We start from the raw sequence: 18042 nt of genomic DNA on the forward strand, positions 1-18042 counted from the left end.
CCCTTTCATCGCCGTCATATCAGGGCCTACGACCTTTATCCTATAAAGGCTCAGGTTGACCGGCTCAACCTCAGATACCAGACTGTCATACAGACATCCGGACTGTCGATTCCCGCGACCGGACGCGGACAAACAGCTTTGACGGAGGACAGATGACCCAACACAGAAAACCGGTTGTGACCGTTCTGACAGCACCCGGAGAGAAAGAGCCTCCTGGCATGGACGCACTGCGGGCACGGGCTGAAGTCCGCTTTGCCTCGGATGAACCCACTCTGCGGGAAACCCTGCCGGGCACCGATGTGATGATGGTGACGGATTTCCGCACCGAGGCGCTGGCCGCCGCCTGGCCTTCGGCCGATAGGCTGAAATGGATTCACGCAACCAGCGCCGGCGTTGATGCCCTGATGTTCCCAGAGCTGATTGAAGGCGATGTGGTGGTTACCAACGCCCGGGGCATTTTTGACCGCACCATTGCCGAATACGTGTTGTGCACGATCCTGATGTTTGCAAAGGATTTTCCGCGCTCACTGAAACTGCAGGCTGAGCACAAGTGGCAGCATCGGGACACCGAGCGAGCCGAAGGCAAACAGGTTCTGATTGTTGGCGCCGGCTCCATCGGCGGCCAGATCGCCCGGTTGTGTAAGGCGGCCGGACTGAAACCCCACGGTATCGCACGCAAGCCGCGCCACGATGATCCGGACTTTATCGCAGTGCACGGCAACGATGACCTGACAGAACAACTGGGGCTTGCAGATTTCGTGGTCATAGCCGCTCCCCTCACCCCCCAGACCGAAGGCCTGTTCGATGAAAAAGCGTTCAGGGCCATGCGCAAATCCGCCCGCCTGATCAACATTGGCCGCGGCCCGGTGGTTAAAACCGACGATCTGATTACCGCACTGAACAACGGTGACATTGCCGGCGCTGCCCTCGACGTGTTTGAGGAAGAGCCGCTGCCTGCAGATCATCCGCTCTGGGATATGGAGAACGTCATTATGACGGCGCACATGTCCGGTGATTTCATTGGCTGGAAGCGGGCGCTGACTGATCAGTTCCTGGAGAACCTGGACCGGTGGCACAAGGGCCAGGAGTTGTTCAATTTCGTGGACAAGAAGTTGGGGTATGCCAAGAAGTGAGGTGTTTGGGGTATGCCTGTGAGTGAGGTGTTTGGGATATGCCTGTGAGTGAGGTGTCGGATTACGGCTTTGCCTAATCCGACCTACAAAAGAAGCAGGCCCGGAAACGTAGGTCGGATTAGGCGACGCCGTAATCCGACAAACCAGCCAGCCCTTCAGACCGCTCAGCTGCCAGACAACGACGTATCCGAGGGATCAATCTCCATCTGCTGGATCGCAATCACTGCCTGGGTCCGATTACGAACCCCCAGCTTCCGGAACACTGCCGTGATATGTGCCTTGATGGTTGCTTCCGACACATCCAGGTCATAGGCAATCTGCTTGTTCAGGAGACCTTCAGCCAGCATGCCCAGTACACGGAACTGCTGCGGCGTCAGGGACGCCAGCTTCTCGGAAAAGTCCGTCATGTCCGAATGCATCCGCTCGATCTTGTCCGCCACGCCCTCTGGCAACCAGACATCCCCTTCCAGGACTGCCTGAATCGCCTGGGTAATCGTCGGCAAGGGCGCTGACTTCGGAATGAAGCCAGACGCCCCGTAGTCGATCGAACGACGCATTACCTGCATTTCCTCTGACCCTGACACAACCACCACCGGCAAACCCGGGTACTGGCCGCGCATGAACACGAGCCCCGAGAAACCATGGGCGCCCGGCATATTCAGATCCAGCAGAACCAGATCCGCATCCGGATGCGACTCTACCGCCGCCTGCAGCGCCTTGATGCTGTCTACTTCAACTGTTCCGGCATCAGGTACCGCCTGACTGACCGCCTGTTTCAGAGCTGCACGAAACAGCGGGTGATCATCGGCGACGATAATGGTTTGTGTCATTCAACAGATTCCTCACAGGTACACAGCCTGATCACAAGCAGGCCTTACTTGTTACCACGACCGCTGATCAGATCATCCACCACACCCGGGTCCGCCAGTGTGGAGGTGTCGCCCAGCTGATCATGCTCGTTTGACGCAATCTTACGCAAAATTCGACGCATAATCTTGCCAGAACGAGTCTTCGGCAGTCCAGGCGCCCACTGGATGATGTCCGGAGATGCAATCGGGCCAATCTCCTTGCGCACCCACTGTACCAACTCCTTCTTGAGCTCGTCTGAAGGCTCTTCACCGTGAACCAGGGTCACATAGACATAGATGCCCTGCCCCTTGATCTCATGCGGGTAGCCTACTACGGCCGCCTCGGCGACCTTGTCGTGAGCTACCAGGGCACTTTCCACCTCGGCTGTACCCAGGCGGTGGCCGGACACGTTCAGCACGTCGTCTACCCGGCCGGTAATCCAGTAATAACCGTCCTCGTCGCGGCGGGCCCCGTCACCGGTAAAGTACATGCCTTTATAGGTGCTGAAATAGGTCTGCTTGAAGCGCTCATGGTCACCATAGATGGTGCGCATCTGACCTGGCCAGCTGTCCAGGATCACCAGATTACCTTCGGTCTTGCCTTCCAGGATGTTGCCATCGTTATCCACCAGAGCCGGCTTCACTCCGAAGAACGGCACCGTTGCGGAACCTGGCTTCAGATCAATGGCGCCAGGCAGCGGAGAAATCAGGATGCCGCCAGTCTCGGTCTGCCACCAGGTGTCCACGATCGGGCACTTGCTGTTACCGATAACGCGGTGGTACCACTCCCAGGCTTCCGGGTTGATGGGCTCACCCACCGAGCCCAGCAGTCGCAGGCTCTCACGGGTAGTACCGTCCATGCAGGATTCGCCTTCCGCCATAAGGGCGCGGATCGCGGTGGGCGCGGTGTACAGGATGTTGACCTTGTGCTTGTCCACCACCTGCCCCATGCGAGAGGTGTCCGGGTAGTTGGGGACGCCCTCAAACAACACAGTGACTGCACCGTTAGCCAGTGGTCCGTACAGGATGTAACTGTGGCCTGTCACCCAGCCGAAGTCTGCCGTACACCAGTAGACGTCACCATCGTGGTAATCAAACACGTATTCATGGGTCATGGAGGTATAGACCATGTAACCACCGGTGGTATGCAGCACGCCCTTCGGGGCGCCGGTAGAACCGGAGGTGTACAGCATGAACAGTGGATCTTCGGCATTCATGGGTTCCGCGGGGCAGTCCGTCGAGGCACCCTTCATCAGCTCTTCATAGCTCTGGTCGCGGCCGTCGTTCCAGGGCACGTCGCCACCAGTGCGCTTGACCACAATAACCTTATCCACATTGGCGCCGGCTTCATTGTTCAATGCGGCGTCCACATTCTTTTTCAGCGGAATCTTTCGGCCACCGCGAACGCCTTCATCGGCGGTGACGACAAAGCGGGACTTGCCGTTGGCAATACGGGCGCCAAGTGCTTCTGGCGAGAAGCCACCGAAAACAACAGAGTGAATCGCGCCAATTCGGGCGCAGGCCAGCATGGCAACACCGGTTTCAACAATCATAGGCATGTAGATAGTAACCACATCGCCCTTCTTCACGCCCTGATCTTTAAGGACGTTGGCAAACTTACAGGTTTCTTCGTACAGCTCGCGGTAGGTCACATTGCGGGAATCGGCGGGGTCGTCGCCCTCAAAAATAATCGCCGTCTGGTCGCCGCGTTTCTCCAGATGCCGGTCCAGGCAGTTGGCAGCCGCATTGAGCTGGCCATCTTCGAACCACTTGATGGAAAGATTGTCGTAATCGAAGGTTGTATTCTTTACCTTGGTGAACGGCTTGATCCAGTCAAGGCGTTTGCCGTGCTCGGCCCAGAAGGTTTCCGGATCATCAACGGACTGGCGATACATCGTCTCGTATTGATCCCGGTTTAGCAGGGCCCGTTTGGCCACGTCCGGGGTTACCGGATAAACCTGTTTGTGAGTCATTGTGCTCCCCCTTTAGTCAGAGTCTGTTGTCATTATCGGTTTTGTAAGATAGAGCGTGCGGGCAAAAATAAGCCCTGAAGACGGATACCCATAGTTCAACATGCGTGCCAGTGAACAATGAATTAGACTAACGTCCTAATGCGCCAGCACTTTTAGCCAAAATGACCGTTTCACAAGGGGCGACCCTGTTGTTCCGGGGCCTTCCACAAAGCATAGACCCGCTGACAGAAACAACAAGTGAAAAGAGGATCCCCGGGGGGCAGGGATCCCTCGTTCTTCGGATGTCAGGCCGCTTTCTTGCGCGGCTGGGCGGCGCGCAGGCTATAAAGCTTCCGCTCTTTAAGGGCGTACCGGTTGAGACCGCCCAGGTGAATCTTCCGCAGATACAGCTGCCAGTCAATCTGGCGCGCATCCACCGGGAACAGCACCTGGTCCAGCTCGCCCATACGGGAAGCCAGTGCCATCAGTGAGTCATTACGGAAAACATAATCCGGCGCGGTATAAAATCCGAAAATGGTTGCCAGCGACCGGGTGGTGTCCAGGTTTTTCAGAACTTTCAGTTCCCGGTTCTGGCCTGCCAGCCTCAGCGCCTTTCCGGCGATGGATAACGGCAACCGCATGCCACCCACCACAACGTCAAACAGCTTGCGGTTTACGGCAATAAACGGCTTGGTGGGTTGGCGATAGAAGAGCTGGTCATAGTCGGCGTAATTGGTTTTCGCCTCAGCCATCAGATGGTCGATAAACTGGCCCAGTGAAATCGGATTGGAACTGCCACTGCAACACTGGTAGACCCTGCGCTGACCAGGCTCGGTGATCGCCTCGGCGAGAGACAGGATGATACTATTGGCAACCAGATCCACCGGGATTACGTCAATGATGCCGCTGCGCTTGCCGGGGAACAGGGATACCTTGCCACGGGCATAGGCCAGGATAATGGCATCAGCGACCTTCACACCTTCAATCCAGCCAGGAGATGGCTCTTCCAGGGCACTCTCTATGATGGATGGACGCACAATGGTAAGAGACCGACCCGCCAGGGCCTTCATCAACAGCTGCTCGCCAAGCCACTTGGTAAAGGTATAGGTATCACTCCAGCCATAGTAATTGGCTTCGCGAATACCCAGGTCGACCAGTTTCTTTTCAAGCATTTTGCCGGAATAACGGGCACGGACATCGGCAATCTTGTCCTGCAGAAGGTGCACAAGCTCTTCGATTTCAAAGTAACCATCGGTACTGCGTGGTATGGCTTCGCCCGCGGGTTTGATGACAGACTCGGTTACCTGCCCGGAATTCTTGCCATTTACATAACAGGTAGATACCTGTATCACCGCCATTTTACCGTTCTGTCTTGCCAGAGCAGCCACATTTTCAAGGCACAGAGTGTTGATCTTCAGGGCCTTGTCGAGTTCTTCCCGAAAGTTAACGCTGGCGGCGGAGTTGATAACCGCATTCACCTGGCCCGCAAGCGCCCGAAAGCGGTCTGGTGCCAGTCCAAAACGTGACTCGGTCACTTCACCGGTAATGCAGTGAACCCGCTCCTCGAGAAAGTTCTCGAAGGCTTCGTTGTCCTCATGGCGGAGACGATCGAATACCGACGAGCTGGCTATTTCGTGGTTAAAGCGCTCCCGGGCTGCCGGATAACGCTTGTTGCCCCGTATCAGAAGATGAATTCCGCCAATGTCCGGCACGGCACGAATCAGTTTTTCCAGCACCACCTTACCGAGAAAACCGGTAGTGCCGGTAATCAGTACGTGTTTGCCGCGAAGCTGCTCAAGTACACCGGACGCTGAATTTCCGGCTTGTGATTGCTGTTTTACCATGGCGTGAACTCCTTCTCGTAGTCACTGTGCAGCCATAAAAGTGCAGTGGATTTCAGATTAAGAATAAAGGTTCCATTGGCCACTGCATTTTGCGGGCCACGATTCCAGGATATGAGGTTAATATTTGCACAGACGCCATTACAGTGCGGTGACACAGCGCAAAGTTACGCTACAAAAAACATAAATAAAATGACACCAGAATAGGGTGATCCGGGCAAGCAATGTCGCCAGGGAAGGTGGTCAGGATCCATTCCTGTCAGTATCCGCCAGGGACCGCAACAACTGGTCGAGAGATATATTGGAAGGCTGCTCCTTGAGCGCCCTCACAAGCCTGCTTTGCTCGCCAAAGCTGATGCGGTCGTAATAGGGTTCTCTTTCCCTTTTCGGAGTTTCCGGCTGTGGTTCATGCCGGGCTGACCCCGGATCAATCTGGCTGGCGATATGAATGAGATGGGTAGCCAGGTGCCCACGCTGTTCCCTGTCCAGCCGATCCCAGTCAAGAGATGCCAGGCCGGTCTGGATAATCTCAATCGTGTCGGCATCCATTGTGCGCCCCAAAAGTGCAAAGAAACCATTAAACGCTTCATAACGCAGCAGAGACGCGTCCTCATTATTGGCCAGCACTTCGCCAATATCGGCTATCAGCCGCTTGCATTCAGCAACAGGGTCCGGTTTTGGGCCAGGTTTCTGACTCTCCCTGGCTGCAGACGGTTCAGCCGGCATTGCTGAAACCCGATGCCAGTACGCAGCGATACCGGACTTTCTTGGAGGGAGCTGTCCCAGTCGAACATTCAGCATATCGGACAGCGTGCGGAATTGGCGACAGGAAGGATCCGATGCCGGCATCAGCGCTACCGGGTGCTGGTTCAACACGGATTGGCGAAGCGTTTCGTCCCGCCAGATAGCTCCAAGATAATGCAGCTGTGTTCCGAGGTGACGTTGAGCGGCGGCATCAAGGCGCTGAAAGACCGATCTTGCCTGACTGGCCCCCTGGGCCATGTTAACCAGCACACTGGGCGTTCTTCGATATCCACGACGAATCAGCAGCTTGATCAGCGAAAAGGCGTCCGTCAACGATGCCGGGTCAGGCGTGACCACAACACACGCCAGCTCGGCCGCTGCAATCATGTGCATTCCGGTTTTCTGCAACCCGGAGGCGGTATCGGTGATGATGTAGTCGTAGTCCTTCTCGAGCCGGGAGAGCGCCCTGAGTACCCGCAGACTCTCATCCGCCGCCATCTCTACACACTGCTCCACACCAGAGGCACCGGGAATAATGTGCAGTCCCCACTCTGCCTCCATAATGACGTCTCGCAGACCGCACTCCCCCGCCATCACATTCGCCAGCGTCCGGGTCGGATAACGCCCCAGCATGATACTGACGTTTGCAAGGTCGGTGTCACCGTCCAGCAACAGAACTCTGTGACCCTCACGGGCGAGGGTAAGGGACAGATTCAGTGCAACAGAGGTCTTGCCCACACCACCCTTGCCACCGGTAATGGCAAGCGTTCTGGGTTGGTTCTGATTTTGCCTGCTATTGAGCGAGTCCGTCATGAATTCTCATTTCGCGCCGTCTGATCCGTTGACTGACACAAATCCGGGAAGATCTATGCACTGGTCAAAGTGTAACCCGGACTGGGTTCGAACTGTAGCCAAAAAGGTGGTATCCAACCCACCAAAAATGATGAATCGACTACATTTTATCTGTAAAAAGTTTACACACATCACAAGGCGGGTAATACTCTGTCTAAAAAAGGAACTACAAGTGTTTAATAAGTGCAGTTTATTGTCTAAGCTCAGACCGGACGTTTTATGAACAAGCCGTCATAAACTGACGATTAATCAGGTATTGAACGCAGACAGGCTTATGGATTTTGCCCCTGACATACAGTTACCAAGTCTCCCGGAGGTGACCCTCAGGGCGCTGGAAGCTTGTCATCAGGATGAGAGCTACCGCCGGATCAGTGACATTGTCTCTGCCGATACTGCGCTGGTATCCCGCGTTCTGGCCCTGGCCAACTCAGCGCTTTACGGCCCTGTTGCTGAGACCCGTTCAATAGACCAGGCCCTGCTCAGGCTCGGAACACGGCGCTTCCATACCCTTGTGCTCACAGCCGCACTACGCCAGATTCTCTACGAACTGGGTGCAGACCAGTGGCAGCAGCTCAGGGACTTCTGGCGACACTCCCTGACCACAGCCCTGACAGCCCGCGCACTGGCAACCCTGACACGGTACGCTGAGCCGGATCAGGCCTTTATGCTTGGCATGCTGCACAATGTCGGGGAACTGATCGCCCTTAAAACGCCACCGGGCGACACTCAACAGTATTATTTTGACCACCAGGCCGATATCGCTGCCGAACTGGTGAGCTCCTGGGGGCTGGGCCCCATGGCCGCCGACGCGATGCGCTATCAGCAAGCCATACCAACCGAAATCCGCGATGCCGGCCACCTGGTCAAAATCATCAGCCTTGCCACTCGGCTGGCATTGTCCGATGCAGCGGGTATCGCTGCGGCAGGTACCATCTTCGGATTGAACGAGGAACTGACGCGGGAGATCAAACGTCGCATCGATCAGGAAGTAAACGGTGTGGCGGAGTCGCTGGGCATACCGCTATCCGATGAGTACGATGCCAGTGCCTCCAACCGCAGACTCAAGCAGACAGTACTGAAACAGGCCATGGCAAGCCAGGCGCTGGATCTGTCGCCGATTCGCGGCAGCGCCCAGGAATGCCTTGCAGCTACAGTGAACAGTCTCACGCTGATCACCGGCCTTCCCGCTTTATACTTCGGTCAGGCCGGTGATGGCCTGACCCTTCTGTCCGCCAGCAACGGAGATACTCCCGATCTCACCGTTGCCATCGGGCCCGCAGCCAGTGTGCTGACGGAAGCCTTTACCAGTGGTGACGCTCTCTGCCTCGAAGGCCGCTTGCCAACTATTCTGGACCGACAACTGCTGTCCTTGCTGAAAACGCCCTCTCTGGTTGCCATTCCTGTCAAAGGTGATGAGCAGTGCGCCGGGGTATTTGCCGTTGGTACTGACAAAGACAACTCCGCACAGACTGAGGAGCTGGGGCAGCTATTCAGCGATAAGCTGTCCCAGGCTGTCGCCACGATGCTGGCCGGCAGTGGCGATGGCCAGGAGAAGATTAAAGCGGAACTGGCCCGGGATACCATCCGACGACAGGTTCACGAAGTCAGCAATCCGTTGACCATTATCCGGCAGTACATATATCAGTTACGAAACCGCCTTGATGATGGTGAAGTTCAGGAAGAGCTGGATGTCATACGGGACGAACTTGACCGGGCCGGCGATCTCCTGTTGCAGATCAGCCGCGCCCCGGACTATGGCTCGCCGGAGTCTGCAGGGTCCTGCAACCTGAATGACGAATTGCGACAGCTACGGGATCTTCTGGACGACAGTCTGTTCAGCGGCGACGACAAAACGCTGACATTGGATCTTTGTGACGAATCGACGGATGTGGCAGTACCAGGCGCAGTTATCCGGCAGGTGGTTATCAACCTGGTTCGCAATGCAGCTGAGAGCATGCCGGATGGTGGCGATGTGTTTATTCACACACTGGCTCCTGTCTGGCAGAGCGGAAAAACCTGGGTTGAACTGGAGATAGCGGATACCGGCAAAGGAATTCCTGCCGACGTCCGCAAGAGCCTGTTTTCTCCGGTACGGTCCACGAAGGGAAAGGGGCACAGCGGCCTGGGCCTGAGCGTAGTCAAACAACTCATTGATGACATGGAGGGCATCATCAATTGCCGCACAGGGCGTGGAGGGACAGCATTCCGAATTCTGTTCCCCTCGGCGGCAAATAAAAATAACGATGACGAATGACGAAAAGCGACGGGCATAAAAAATGAAACCTTCGAGCACCGAATGGATCTCCGACAACGGCGCAAAGGCACGCATTCTTGTCGTCGATGACGATCAGAGACTGCTGTCCAGTCTGGCATCACTGCTCAACGGCAAAGGATATGAGGTCACTGAGGCGCAGGGGGGCCGTAATGCTTACCGCATGCTCGAATCGGAAGCCTTTGATCTGGCAATGGTGGATCTGAGAATGCCAGATGTGGACGGATTCGATGTCATGGAACGGCTCGCCTCGCAGCAGCCGGACTGCGGCGTTATCGTTGTCAGTGGAGAAAGCTCGTTCAGCTCCGTCAGCAGGGCTCTGCGACGGGGAGCGCTGGATTACATCCGCAAACCCTTCGACCCTGAAGAACTGCTGGCCACCGTCAACGGCGTGCTCGGAAAGCGTTCACTGATCCGCGCCCATGAGCACATACGCATGCGGCTGGAGAAATCGGAAGAGCTCCACCGTTACATCGTAAACAGCTCTCCCGATATTGTTTTCATGCTCGATGGCGACGGTCATTTCTGCTTTGTAAACAGCAAGATTGAAAGCCTGCTGGGCTATCAGCCCGCTGAACTCTTTGGACGACACTTTCGTCATATCCTGGATGATCGGGACATTGCCAGGGGCACCTATGCGCTGAAAGGCCCCAACATTTCCGCGGACAACCCGCGCACTCTGGAAATACGGCTTAAAACCCGGGGAAGCCGCAAGGCCAACCGGCACTTCGAGATCACGGCTTTTCCCATCGACCCTGAAACCTGGCCCCACTCCAACGCAACGAGTGGCAAACACGGAGGCCGGGAAGCCCGATATTACGGTACTGCCCGGGATGTTACCGAGCGCAAGGAAGCAGAAGCCTTCATCAACTTCCAGGCCTATCACGACCTGCTGACCCGACTACCCAATCGCGCCCTGTTCAAGGACCGCCTGGATCTGGCCATCACCCACGCCCGCCGCAGCGAGCAGAAACTGGCGGTTATGTTCCTGGACCTGGACCGTTTCAAGGTCATCAACGACACCTTGGGTCATGCCATGGGCGACCGCTTGCTACAGGCGGTTACCCGGAGGCTCGAACGCTGCCTCCGTAAGGGCGACACATTATCCCGCTTTGGCGGTGATGAGTTTACGCTGCTCCTTCCCTCCATCCACAGTCACGAAGATGCCAGGCAGATTTCCAAGAAACTGATAAAAGCCCTGCGCGCGCCCTTCCAGTTGGGCGACCACGAAGTATTTGTTGGTGTCAGTATCGGCATTGCCATCTACCCGGAAGCAGGTGAGTCGATGGACCACCTGATCCAGAACGCCGACATCGCCATGTACCACGTGAAGGCCCGGGGAAAGGATGGGTACCGCTTCTACTCCGAGAGTATGAGTATCGACACGGCCAACCGCCTGAACCTGGAACGGGACCTGAGGCTGGCGCTGGAAAGAGATGAGCTACGGGTGTTCTACCAGCCCCAGGTTTGCTCGTCCAGCAACCGGATAGTGGGCCTTGAGGCCCTTGTGCGCTGGCAACACCCCGAACGGGGCCTGCTGTATCCTCGCGACTTCCTGCCCCTGGCGGAAGAAACCAAGCTGATTGGCAAACTCAGCGAATGCGTACTGGACCAGGCCTGCCGCGATGTCGGGCAATGGATCCGCGATGGTCACAGTGATCTCCGGCTGGCGGTCAACCTGTCACCGGTACAGGTGGAGCATCCGCGATTCGTAGAAACTCTGATGGACCAGATCCAGGCCCATGGCTTCCCGCCACAAAACCTGGAAATCGAGATTACAGAAAACGTGATCATGAACGATCTTGAGCAGATCAGCCAGAAACTCCGGGAACTGGCCGCTTTAGGCGTCAGGATTGCCATTGATGATTTTGGCACCGGCTACTCCTCCCTGAACTACATCCATCGTCTACCCATCCACACCCTTAAAGTTGACCAGTCGTTCGTCAAGGCCATTCGTAGCGGTGAAGACGGCGCCTGTATCGTCAATGCCATCGTTGCCATGGCCCACGGCCTGAAACTGGAAATTGTGGCTGAGGGCGTAGAGACCGACGAACAGCTTGCCTATCTCAAAAGCCTTGGCTGCCATCAGGTTCAGGGCTTCTTCTATGGCCCGGCACGGCCGGCTGACGTTATCGAGAAAACTCTGGGCCACATACCGGTCCGCGCCGTTGCATTCTGACCCTCCATAAAACCGATACTCCATTGTCGGACAGTCAGATCTAAAATGTTGATCTGGTTTGCAAAGTGTTGCTGTTCGTTACTTTATGTATCCGGAAATGCGCATTACTGCACATAATTCCCCCGATGGCTTCTCTAAGCTCAAATCCATAGGCGCTTCGATTGGATTCACCACTCGGTGAAACAACCATCACAACAACGATGGAAGCATCCACAGGATATGGACAGGCAGAAGTCACCATGCACGATAAATACAAATATATTGGTCCGGTATACGATTTTCTGAGCAACCTTTACAGCGGCAGGAACATCCACCGCTGCAAGACCGCCATGCTCGATGTGGAAACCGTCCAGCCCGGTGACCGCATCCTGTTTGCCGGTGTCGGCCACGGTCGTGATGCCATACGTACAGCTGAACTGGGTGCGGATGTAACCGTCGTTGATCTGTCCGAAACCATGCTGCGAAAGTTCGCAGAGGCCCAGGAAAAAGAAGCCCCACACCTGAGCATCCGCCGTATTCACAGCGACATCATGAAGGTGGATGAGCTCGAACAATACGACATGGTGGTGGCGAACTTCTTCCTCAACGTATTTGACGAAGACATGATGGTGCGGGTTCTGGAGCACCTTATCCGCCTGGGCAAAGCCAATGCGAAAGTTGTGGTGGGCGACTTCTGCTATCCCACCGGCAACATTGTCGCCCGCCTGTTCAAGAAGATGTACTGGTACATGGCTGTCTTCATCTTCTGGCTGTTCGCCAACAACGCCTTCCACAAGATCTACAACTACCCCGAGCACATGCAGCGCCTTGGTCTGCAGGTTACCGAGAAGAAGCACTTCAAACTGCTGAACATGAACTGCTACTGGTCAATTCTGGGACAGAAACAGACGTAGTTAGCGGTCCTCGCGCCGATCTCACAATAACAAAAGGGGGGAACAACACCATGTCAGACCAGATTCTTTCACTCGACGGAATTCAATCACTGGACGAAGGTGTGTTCACCTTCCCGGAACGTGTCGGCTACCTGAAAAAGTACGGTACCCATTCCCAGTCGTTTTCAACGCTACAACCGGGGATGCAGTATTTCGATGTTCCCGGCATCGGTTATCTGGCCTACATGCGCAAGTGGGGCGGCACCTTTGTCCTGTCTGACCCGGTCAGCGCACCGGAGCACTTTGAGGTGATTCTGGAGAAATTCCACCAACGTTTCCCCAACGCCTGTTATATCCAGGTGTCGAAACCTGTGGTGGACTATCTCCATCGTCGGTTCGGTCTGTTTGGCACCCAGTTTGGCAGCGAGTCCCGCATCAATCTGCAAAGCTGGTCGCTGACAGGCAAGAAGAAACAGATTCTGCGCACAGCCCTGAACCAGGCCAGGAAAAACGGCATCACTGTTAAAGAACGCTTCAGCGACGACCATACCAGAGAAATATCCGACGCCTGGATCAGAACCCGCAAGTGCAAGAGCAAGGAAATCCGCTTCCTGATTCGACCGATGGAGATGGACTACCGCGAAAACGAGCGTCACTTTTATGCATACCAGGATGGCAAGGCAGTGGGCTTTATTTACTTTGACCCCATCTACCGCAACAACGAAATCATCAGCTATGTGCCAAATATTTCCAGAGCCAATGCCGATTTCCGCCAGGGTATCTTCTACACTCTGATGGCACACGCCATGGACGTGTTCAAGGACGAAGGCGTGCCCTACCTGGATCTGGGTCTGATTCCACTGTCACTGGACCAGGCCACCGAGCACCAGGAAAGCCGCCTGCTAAAGCGCATCATGCACGGTCTGTATGAAAAGGGAAATTTCCTCTACAACTTCAAGGGGCTGGAGTTTACCAAGTCGCGTTTCCGGGGCGACAACTTCAAGACCTATTGTTGCCACCGCCGTTCACTGCCTGCGCTGGAATTCCTGGCTATGTTCAAACTGACCCGGCTGCTGTAACCCCCTCGACGGCTGCCGGCCAATACCCCCGGATTTCCGCGCTCCCCAGGCCTAACCGGCCCAGGTAGGAGCCAAGCCCACTGGGTGCCTTCCCAGTGAACAGAGTTGTTTCCAGAGGTGCCGCATTGAACGGATGCTTCAGACTATCCACGGAGTAACCTTGCTCTTCGAGAAGCCAGGCCGTGCGACGCGCAATGGCATCACCTGAATCCACCCAGTGTTTTACCCCGGGCAGATGTACCCTTAACAGGTCACTGATCAGTGGGTAATGGGTGCAGCCCAACACAACCGTGTCCACTCCCGCATCACGAAATGGCTGCAATGCCCTGGACAACGACTCTTCAGGGATCGGAACGCCGGTCACAAGGCGCTCAATCCAGTAGACCAGATCCGGATGACCGAGACGTTCAACGGTGCAGCCATCGGCAAATTCTCTGATCAGGTCCATCAGATAGGAGCGCCTCACCGTCGCCGGGGTTGCCAGCACACCGATGCGACGATTGGTCGATATCGCAACAGCGGGCTTGATAGCTGGAACAACCCCGATAACCGGGATGGAGGTCATTGCCCGCAGGTGTGGAAGCACAACCGTGCTTGCGGTATTACAGGCCACCACAATAATGTCACAGGGAAACTCGTCTATCGCGGCTGAGATCAACGACTGGCTGCGCTCAACAACCACCGATTCGGGCTGATTACCATAGGGGAAGCCGGCATTGTCGGCCAGGTAAAGAAGTTTCACTGCCGGCAACTGCTGATGGATACAGGCAGCAATGCTCAAACCGCCGACACCGGAGTCGAATACCAGCACCCTGGGCGTTTTCACGGTTGCGTCCCCTCCCCCCTGATTTCCCGCACCATTGCATCAATCAGACGGCCAGCAATGGTCGTCGAGGGCGGCACGGGGGGAAGCTCGCCGGGCCGGTACCAGTCTGCCTCGGCGATCTCGTCCTCCTGCAACACCAGGTCACCACCGGCATAGTCGGCAAAGAAGCCCAGCATGAGCTGATGAGGGAATGGCCAGGGCTGGGATGCCTGGTAACGGATATTGCTCACATCCAGAGCGGTCTCCTCTTTCACCTCGCGGGCCACGGCCGCTTCAATACTCTCGCCTGGTTCCACAAAGCCCGCAATCAGGCTGAAAAAGTGGCGTTTTACCCGTGAGGAACGGGCCAGCAACATATGATCGTTCCGGCGGATAACCACGATCACACAGGGCGCGACCCTTGGGTACCAGGGGATACTGCAGGCTTCGCACCATTTTGCCCGCTCCAGGCGGTGCAGGCCGGTAACCCCACCACAGCGACCGCAAAAACGGTGGTCCCGCCACCACTGGTAAACCTGGAAAGCAGTCCCCAGCATATCTGCCGGGGCGTCTTCCATCATCAACAGGGCGTCTCTAAGCGGCACCGGCTCCGGCTTGCCGGGAAGAGCCTCCGCATCGGCTTCTGCAACGTAAACGTTCCGGTTATTCCACTGCCCGACGTAAACCGCGTCAGTGCCACTCGCGGCAAATGGTGACACGGGCTTCCATTCATGGAGCCACCCGGTATCCGGTTTCAGAACTGCATCACCGGAGATGGTCAGCACAAGGTCATCTTCGCCGGGTGCTTTTGTCGACCAACCGGGTGTCCATATCGCCATAATCCGGATCCTGCAGCTATCATGAAGTCAGAACTGGAAATGTATCATACCGGCGCAATACAACTGAACGACATCATGTCTTTCGACACCGTGCGCAACCAAGTAAACTTAGCGCCTCTTTCTGTGAACCGGAGCGACCATTTATGCGTTTTTTCCTGGGCCTTCGCAGCCTGATCCTGACCCTTTTTCGAAAAATCCTGTTTTTGTGGGTCCGGACGGATGTAAGCGGTAACAGCTCCGATGCCCTGGGACTGGATCCGGATAAACCGGTTTGTTATGTGCTGCAATACAGCTCGCTCTCCAGCCGTCTGGTGCTGGAACAGGAAGTACTGAGTGCCGGCCTGCCCGGTGCCGAATCTTCACTTCCGGTCAAAAATGGGCCAAACCATTCTTTTTTCTTCCTGTACCGCAGGATCGGCGGCCTGTTCCAGCGTCGCCGGACGCCCGTTCCCACAAGCGAATTCCGTGCGCTGGTTCGTCATGGCCTGGAACATCCGGAACAGGATGTACAGATTGTTCCGGTATCATTGTTCTGGGGGCGCTCCCCAGACAAGGAGAAGTCCCTGGTCAAGCTGGTGCTATCGGACACCTGGTCCGTCGCCGGCCGGTTGCAGAAGTTCCTGATTATCCTGGTTCACGGGCGCAGCACTTATGTGCAGTTTAACCAGCCCCTGTCCCTCAAACAGGTCATTGATGAATATCGTCACAGTGAAGAACGGGCCAACCGCAAGCTGGCCCGCATTCTCCGTACCCACTTCCGCCGTGTACGCCAGGCCGTTCTCGGGCCGGACCTTTCCCACCGTCGTACGCTGGTTGGCGGACTGATTCGTACCCAGGCGGTCAAGGAAGCCATTCGGGAAGCCGCTCGCAAGGACGACATCCCTCCCGAAAAGGTTCGCGCCAAGGCTTACAAGTACGCGGACGAAATCGCCGCAAACATGTCTGTTGTCACCATCCGCGTTCTTGAAGTTGTGCTGTCCCGGCTGTGGAACCGTATCTATAACGGCATTGCCATCAACAACATCGAGGTGGCCAAGGAGGTGGCCCAGGACAATGCCGTGGTCTATGTTCCCTGCCACCGCTCCCATATCGATTACCTGCTGCTTTCCTATGTGCTCTATAAGAATGGCCTTATGCCTCCGCATATTGCTGCGGGGATCAACCTGAACATGCCCATTGTCGGCCCCATCCTGCGCCGCGGCGGTGCTTTTTTCATGCGCCGGAGCTTCCGCGACAATCCGCTTTACGCAACCGTGTTCAACGAGTACATGCACGTCATGTTCTCCAGGGGCTATTCCGTTGAATACTTTGTGGAGGGCGGGCGCAGCCGTACCGGAAGAATGCTGCAACCGCGGCCAGGCATGCTGTCCATGACCGTGCGTAGCTTTCTGCGGGACCACCGCAAGCCTATCGTTTTTGTTCCGGTTTACATTGGTTACGAGAAGGTGATGGAAGGCCGTTCCTACCTCGGTGAGCTGAGGGGTAAGAAAAAACAGAAGGAAAGCGTATTTGCCCTGGCCAAGACCGTGCGCAAGCTGAACAATTCCTTCGGCAAAGTGGCGGTGAACTTTGGTGAAGCCATCCCCCTGGCCGATGTACTGGACGAAGTCGAGCCCAGCTGGCGTGAAGAGGCCTACAACTCCGAATACCGGCCAAAGTGGCTCAATGAGGCGGTCTCGGAGCTGGCAACTCGTGTTGCCTCTCACATCAACGCTTCGGTGGCAGTCAACCCCATCGGCATGACCGCCATGGCGTTGTTGGGCACCGAGCGTCTGGCAATGGATGAAGGTCAGCTGATCCGCCTGATGGACCAGTACGCCGACCTGCTGGCGGCATTCCCTTACGCCGAGACCATCACACTACCGGAAGGCAACGGCCGTGACTGGGTGGCCTACTGTGAAAACATGGGTCTGGTCACGCGCCAGCCCCAGAAGCTCGGCGACATCATTGCCCTGGAAGGCAGCAACGCCATCCTGATGACCTACTACCGCAACAATATTCAACACCTTTTTGCGTTGCCGTCGCTGATTGCCAGTCTGTTCGAAAACAAGCAGTCGCTTGGCAGAGACAAGATCGAGTTCCTCGCCGGGGTGGCTTACCCTTACCTGAAATCCGAACTGTTCCTGAAATATCATCCGGATGAAATTGGTGGCGTCATCAGCCAATGGATTGATGTACTGATATCCAGGGGACTGCTTTTTGAAGAGGAAGACAACAGAATCAGCCGCCCCGAGGAGGGCACCGACGCCATGCTCCGGTTGCGGATACTGTCACGATTCATTATCCAGACCCTGGAGCGTTATCACATTGTCATTGGCATCCTGCGCAAATACGGTTCAGGCAAGATCACTGCCAGCGAGCTGGAGGAACAGAGCACCCTGCTGGCTGAGCGAATGTCCATCCTGTTTGGCCTGAATGCACCGGAGTTCTTTGACAAGACCCTATTCCGTAACTTTATCGCCAATATGCAACACAACGGCGTCATCACCACCGATGAAAATGGGCTGTTGTGCTACAGCGAAGGGCTGGATGAAGTGGCTGAAGATGCACGGTTGGTCCTGAGCGTGGAAAAACGCCAGGCGATCCAACAGGTGACCATGCTCGGAGCCTGAGCGCATGCACGCCA

General features: G+C 56.0%; 12 protein-coding genes. 6 read left to right on the plus strand and 6 right to left on the minus strand.

Annotation, left to right across the window (positions count from 1 at the left end):
• Positions 1-152 precede the first annotated feature (152 nt).
• Positions 153-1133, plus strand: a complete 981-nt coding sequence (locus tag QPM17_RS05250) for a D-2-hydroxyacid dehydrogenase (RefSeq protein WP_285389381.1) — start codon at positions 153-155, stop codon at positions 1131-1133.
• Positions 1134-1297: 164 nt separating this feature from the next.
• Here QPM17_RS05250 and QPM17_RS05255 read toward each other — a convergent pair whose 3' ends face one another.
• The 4 genes from QPM17_RS05255 to QPM17_RS05270 all read right to left on the minus strand — a co-directional run bounded on the left by QPM17_RS05255 (position 1298) and on the right by QPM17_RS05270 (position 7331).
• Positions 1298-1963, minus strand: coding sequence for a LuxR C-terminal-related transcriptional regulator (locus QPM17_RS05255; RefSeq protein ID WP_285389382.1), 666 nt, complete (start codon positions 1961-1963; stop codon positions 1298-1300).
• 44 nt (positions 1964-2007) lie between these two features.
• The gene (acs, locus tag QPM17_RS05260; protein WP_285389383.1) at positions 2008-3954 is read right to left on the minus strand and encodes an acetate--CoA ligase; all 1947 of its coding nucleotides are present in this window, start codon (positions 3952-3954) and stop codon (positions 2008-2010) included.
• 284 nt (positions 3955-4238) lie between these two features.
• The gene (locus QPM17_RS05265; protein WP_285389384.1) at positions 4239-5777 is read right to left on the minus strand and encodes a fatty acyl-CoA reductase; all 1539 of its coding nucleotides are present in this window, start codon (positions 5775-5777) and stop codon (positions 4239-4241) included.
• Between the two features lie 240 nt (positions 5778-6017).
• Positions 6018-7331, minus strand: coding sequence for a MinD/ParA family ATP-binding protein (locus tag QPM17_RS05270; RefSeq protein ID WP_285389385.1), 1314 nt, complete (start codon positions 7329-7331; stop codon positions 6018-6020).
• A gap of 313 nt (positions 7332-7644) precedes the next feature.
• On the opposite strand from QPM17_RS05270, the gene QPM17_RS05275 reads away from it, so the two are divergent.
• The 4 genes from QPM17_RS05275 (at position 7645) to QPM17_RS05290 (ending at position 13772) form a co-directional block, all read left to right on the plus strand.
• Positions 7645-9624 carry an HDOD domain-containing protein gene (locus QPM17_RS05275; RefSeq protein WP_285389387.1) on the plus strand — a complete coding sequence of 660 codons (1980 nt, stop codon included), beginning with the start codon at positions 7645-7647 and terminating at the stop codon, positions 9622-9624.
• A gap of 22 nt (positions 9625-9646) precedes the next feature.
• On the plus strand, positions 9647-11821 hold the full coding sequence (locus tag QPM17_RS05280) for a GGDEF/EAL domain-containing response regulator (protein WP_285389389.1): 2175 nt from the start codon (positions 9647-9649) through the stop codon (positions 11819-11821).
• A gap of 239 nt (positions 11822-12060) precedes the next feature.
• On the plus strand, positions 12061-12714 hold the full coding sequence (locus QPM17_RS05285) for a class I SAM-dependent methyltransferase (protein ID WP_340366176.1): 654 nt from the start codon (positions 12061-12063) through the stop codon (positions 12712-12714).
• Positions 12715-12764: 50 nt separating this feature from the next.
• On the plus strand, positions 12765-13772 hold the full coding sequence (locus tag QPM17_RS05290; RefSeq protein ID WP_285389391.1) for a DUF2156 domain-containing protein: 1008 nt from the start codon (positions 12765-12767) through the stop codon (positions 13770-13772).
• Here the strand turns inward: QPM17_RS05290 and murI are convergent.
• Together murI and nudC are read right to left on the minus strand one after the other, a co-directional pair.
• A complete protein-coding gene (murI, locus tag QPM17_RS05295; protein WP_285389392.1) occupies positions 13750-14598 on the minus strand; it encodes a glutamate racemase in 849 nt (282 codons plus the stop codon). The genes QPM17_RS05290 and murI overlap by 23 nt on opposite strands.
• Positions 14595-15416 carry an NAD(+) diphosphatase gene (gene nudC, locus QPM17_RS05300; RefSeq protein ID WP_285389393.1) on the minus strand — a complete coding sequence of 274 codons (822 nt, stop codon included), beginning with the start codon at positions 15414-15416 and terminating at the stop codon, positions 14595-14597. The genes murI and nudC overlap by 4 nt, the downstream gene beginning before the upstream one ends.
• A 143-nt stretch (positions 15417-15559) precedes the next feature.
• On the opposite strand from nudC, the gene plsB reads away from it, so the two are divergent.
• Entirely contained in the window at positions 15560-18028 is a 2469-nt protein-coding gene (gene plsB, locus QPM17_RS05305) for a glycerol-3-phosphate 1-O-acyltransferase PlsB (RefSeq protein WP_285389394.1), read from the plus strand.
• Positions 18029-18042: the final 14 nt, after the last annotated feature.

The sequence above is a fragment of the Marinobacter azerbaijanicus genome, assembly GCF_030250645.1.
In the GTDB taxonomy this organism is placed as follows: Bacteria; Pseudomonadota; Gammaproteobacteria; order Pseudomonadales; family Oleiphilaceae; genus Marinobacter; species Marinobacter azerbaijanicus.

Bases quoted from the DNA above. Each gene is read 5' to 3' on its own strand.
- QPM17_RS05250 (WP_285389381.1), top strand. From the start codon at position 153: ATGACCCAACACAGAAAACCGGTTGTGACCGTTCTGACAGCACCCGGA.
- QPM17_RS05290 (WP_285389391.1), top strand. From the start codon at position 12,765: ATGTCAGACCAGATTCTTTCACTCGACGGAATTCAATCACTGGACGAA.
- plsB (WP_285389394.1), top strand. From the start codon at position 15,560: ATGCGTTTTTTCCTGGGCCTTCGCAGCCTGATCCTGACCCTTTTTCGA.
- QPM17_RS05285 (WP_340366176.1), top strand. From the start codon at position 12,061: ATGCACGATAAATACAAATATATTGGTCCGGTATACGATTTTCTGAGC.
- QPM17_RS05280 (WP_285389389.1), top strand. From the start codon at position 9,647: ATGAAACCTTCGAGCACCGAATGGATCTCCGACAACGGCGCAAAGGCA.
- QPM17_RS05275 (WP_285389387.1), top strand. From the start codon at position 7,645: ATGGATTTTGCCCCTGACATACAGTTACCAAGTCTCCCGGAGGTGACC.
- QPM17_RS05270 (WP_285389385.1), bottom strand. From the start codon at position 7,331: ATGACGGACTCGCTCAATAGCAGGCAAAATCAGAACCAACCCAGAACG.
- QPM17_RS05255 (WP_285389382.1), bottom strand. From the start codon at position 1,963: ATGACACAAACCATTATCGTCGCCGATGATCACCCGCTGTTTCGTGCA.
- acs (WP_285389383.1), bottom strand. From the start codon at position 3,954: ATGACTCACAAACAGGTTTATCCGGTAACCCCGGACGTGGCCAAACGG.
- QPM17_RS05265 (WP_285389384.1), bottom strand. From the start codon at position 5,777: ATGGTAAAACAGCAATCACAAGCCGGAAATTCAGCGTCCGGTGTACTT.
- nudC (WP_285389393.1), bottom strand. From the start codon at position 15,416: ATGGCGATATGGACACCCGGTTGGTCGACAAAAGCACCCGGCGAAGAT.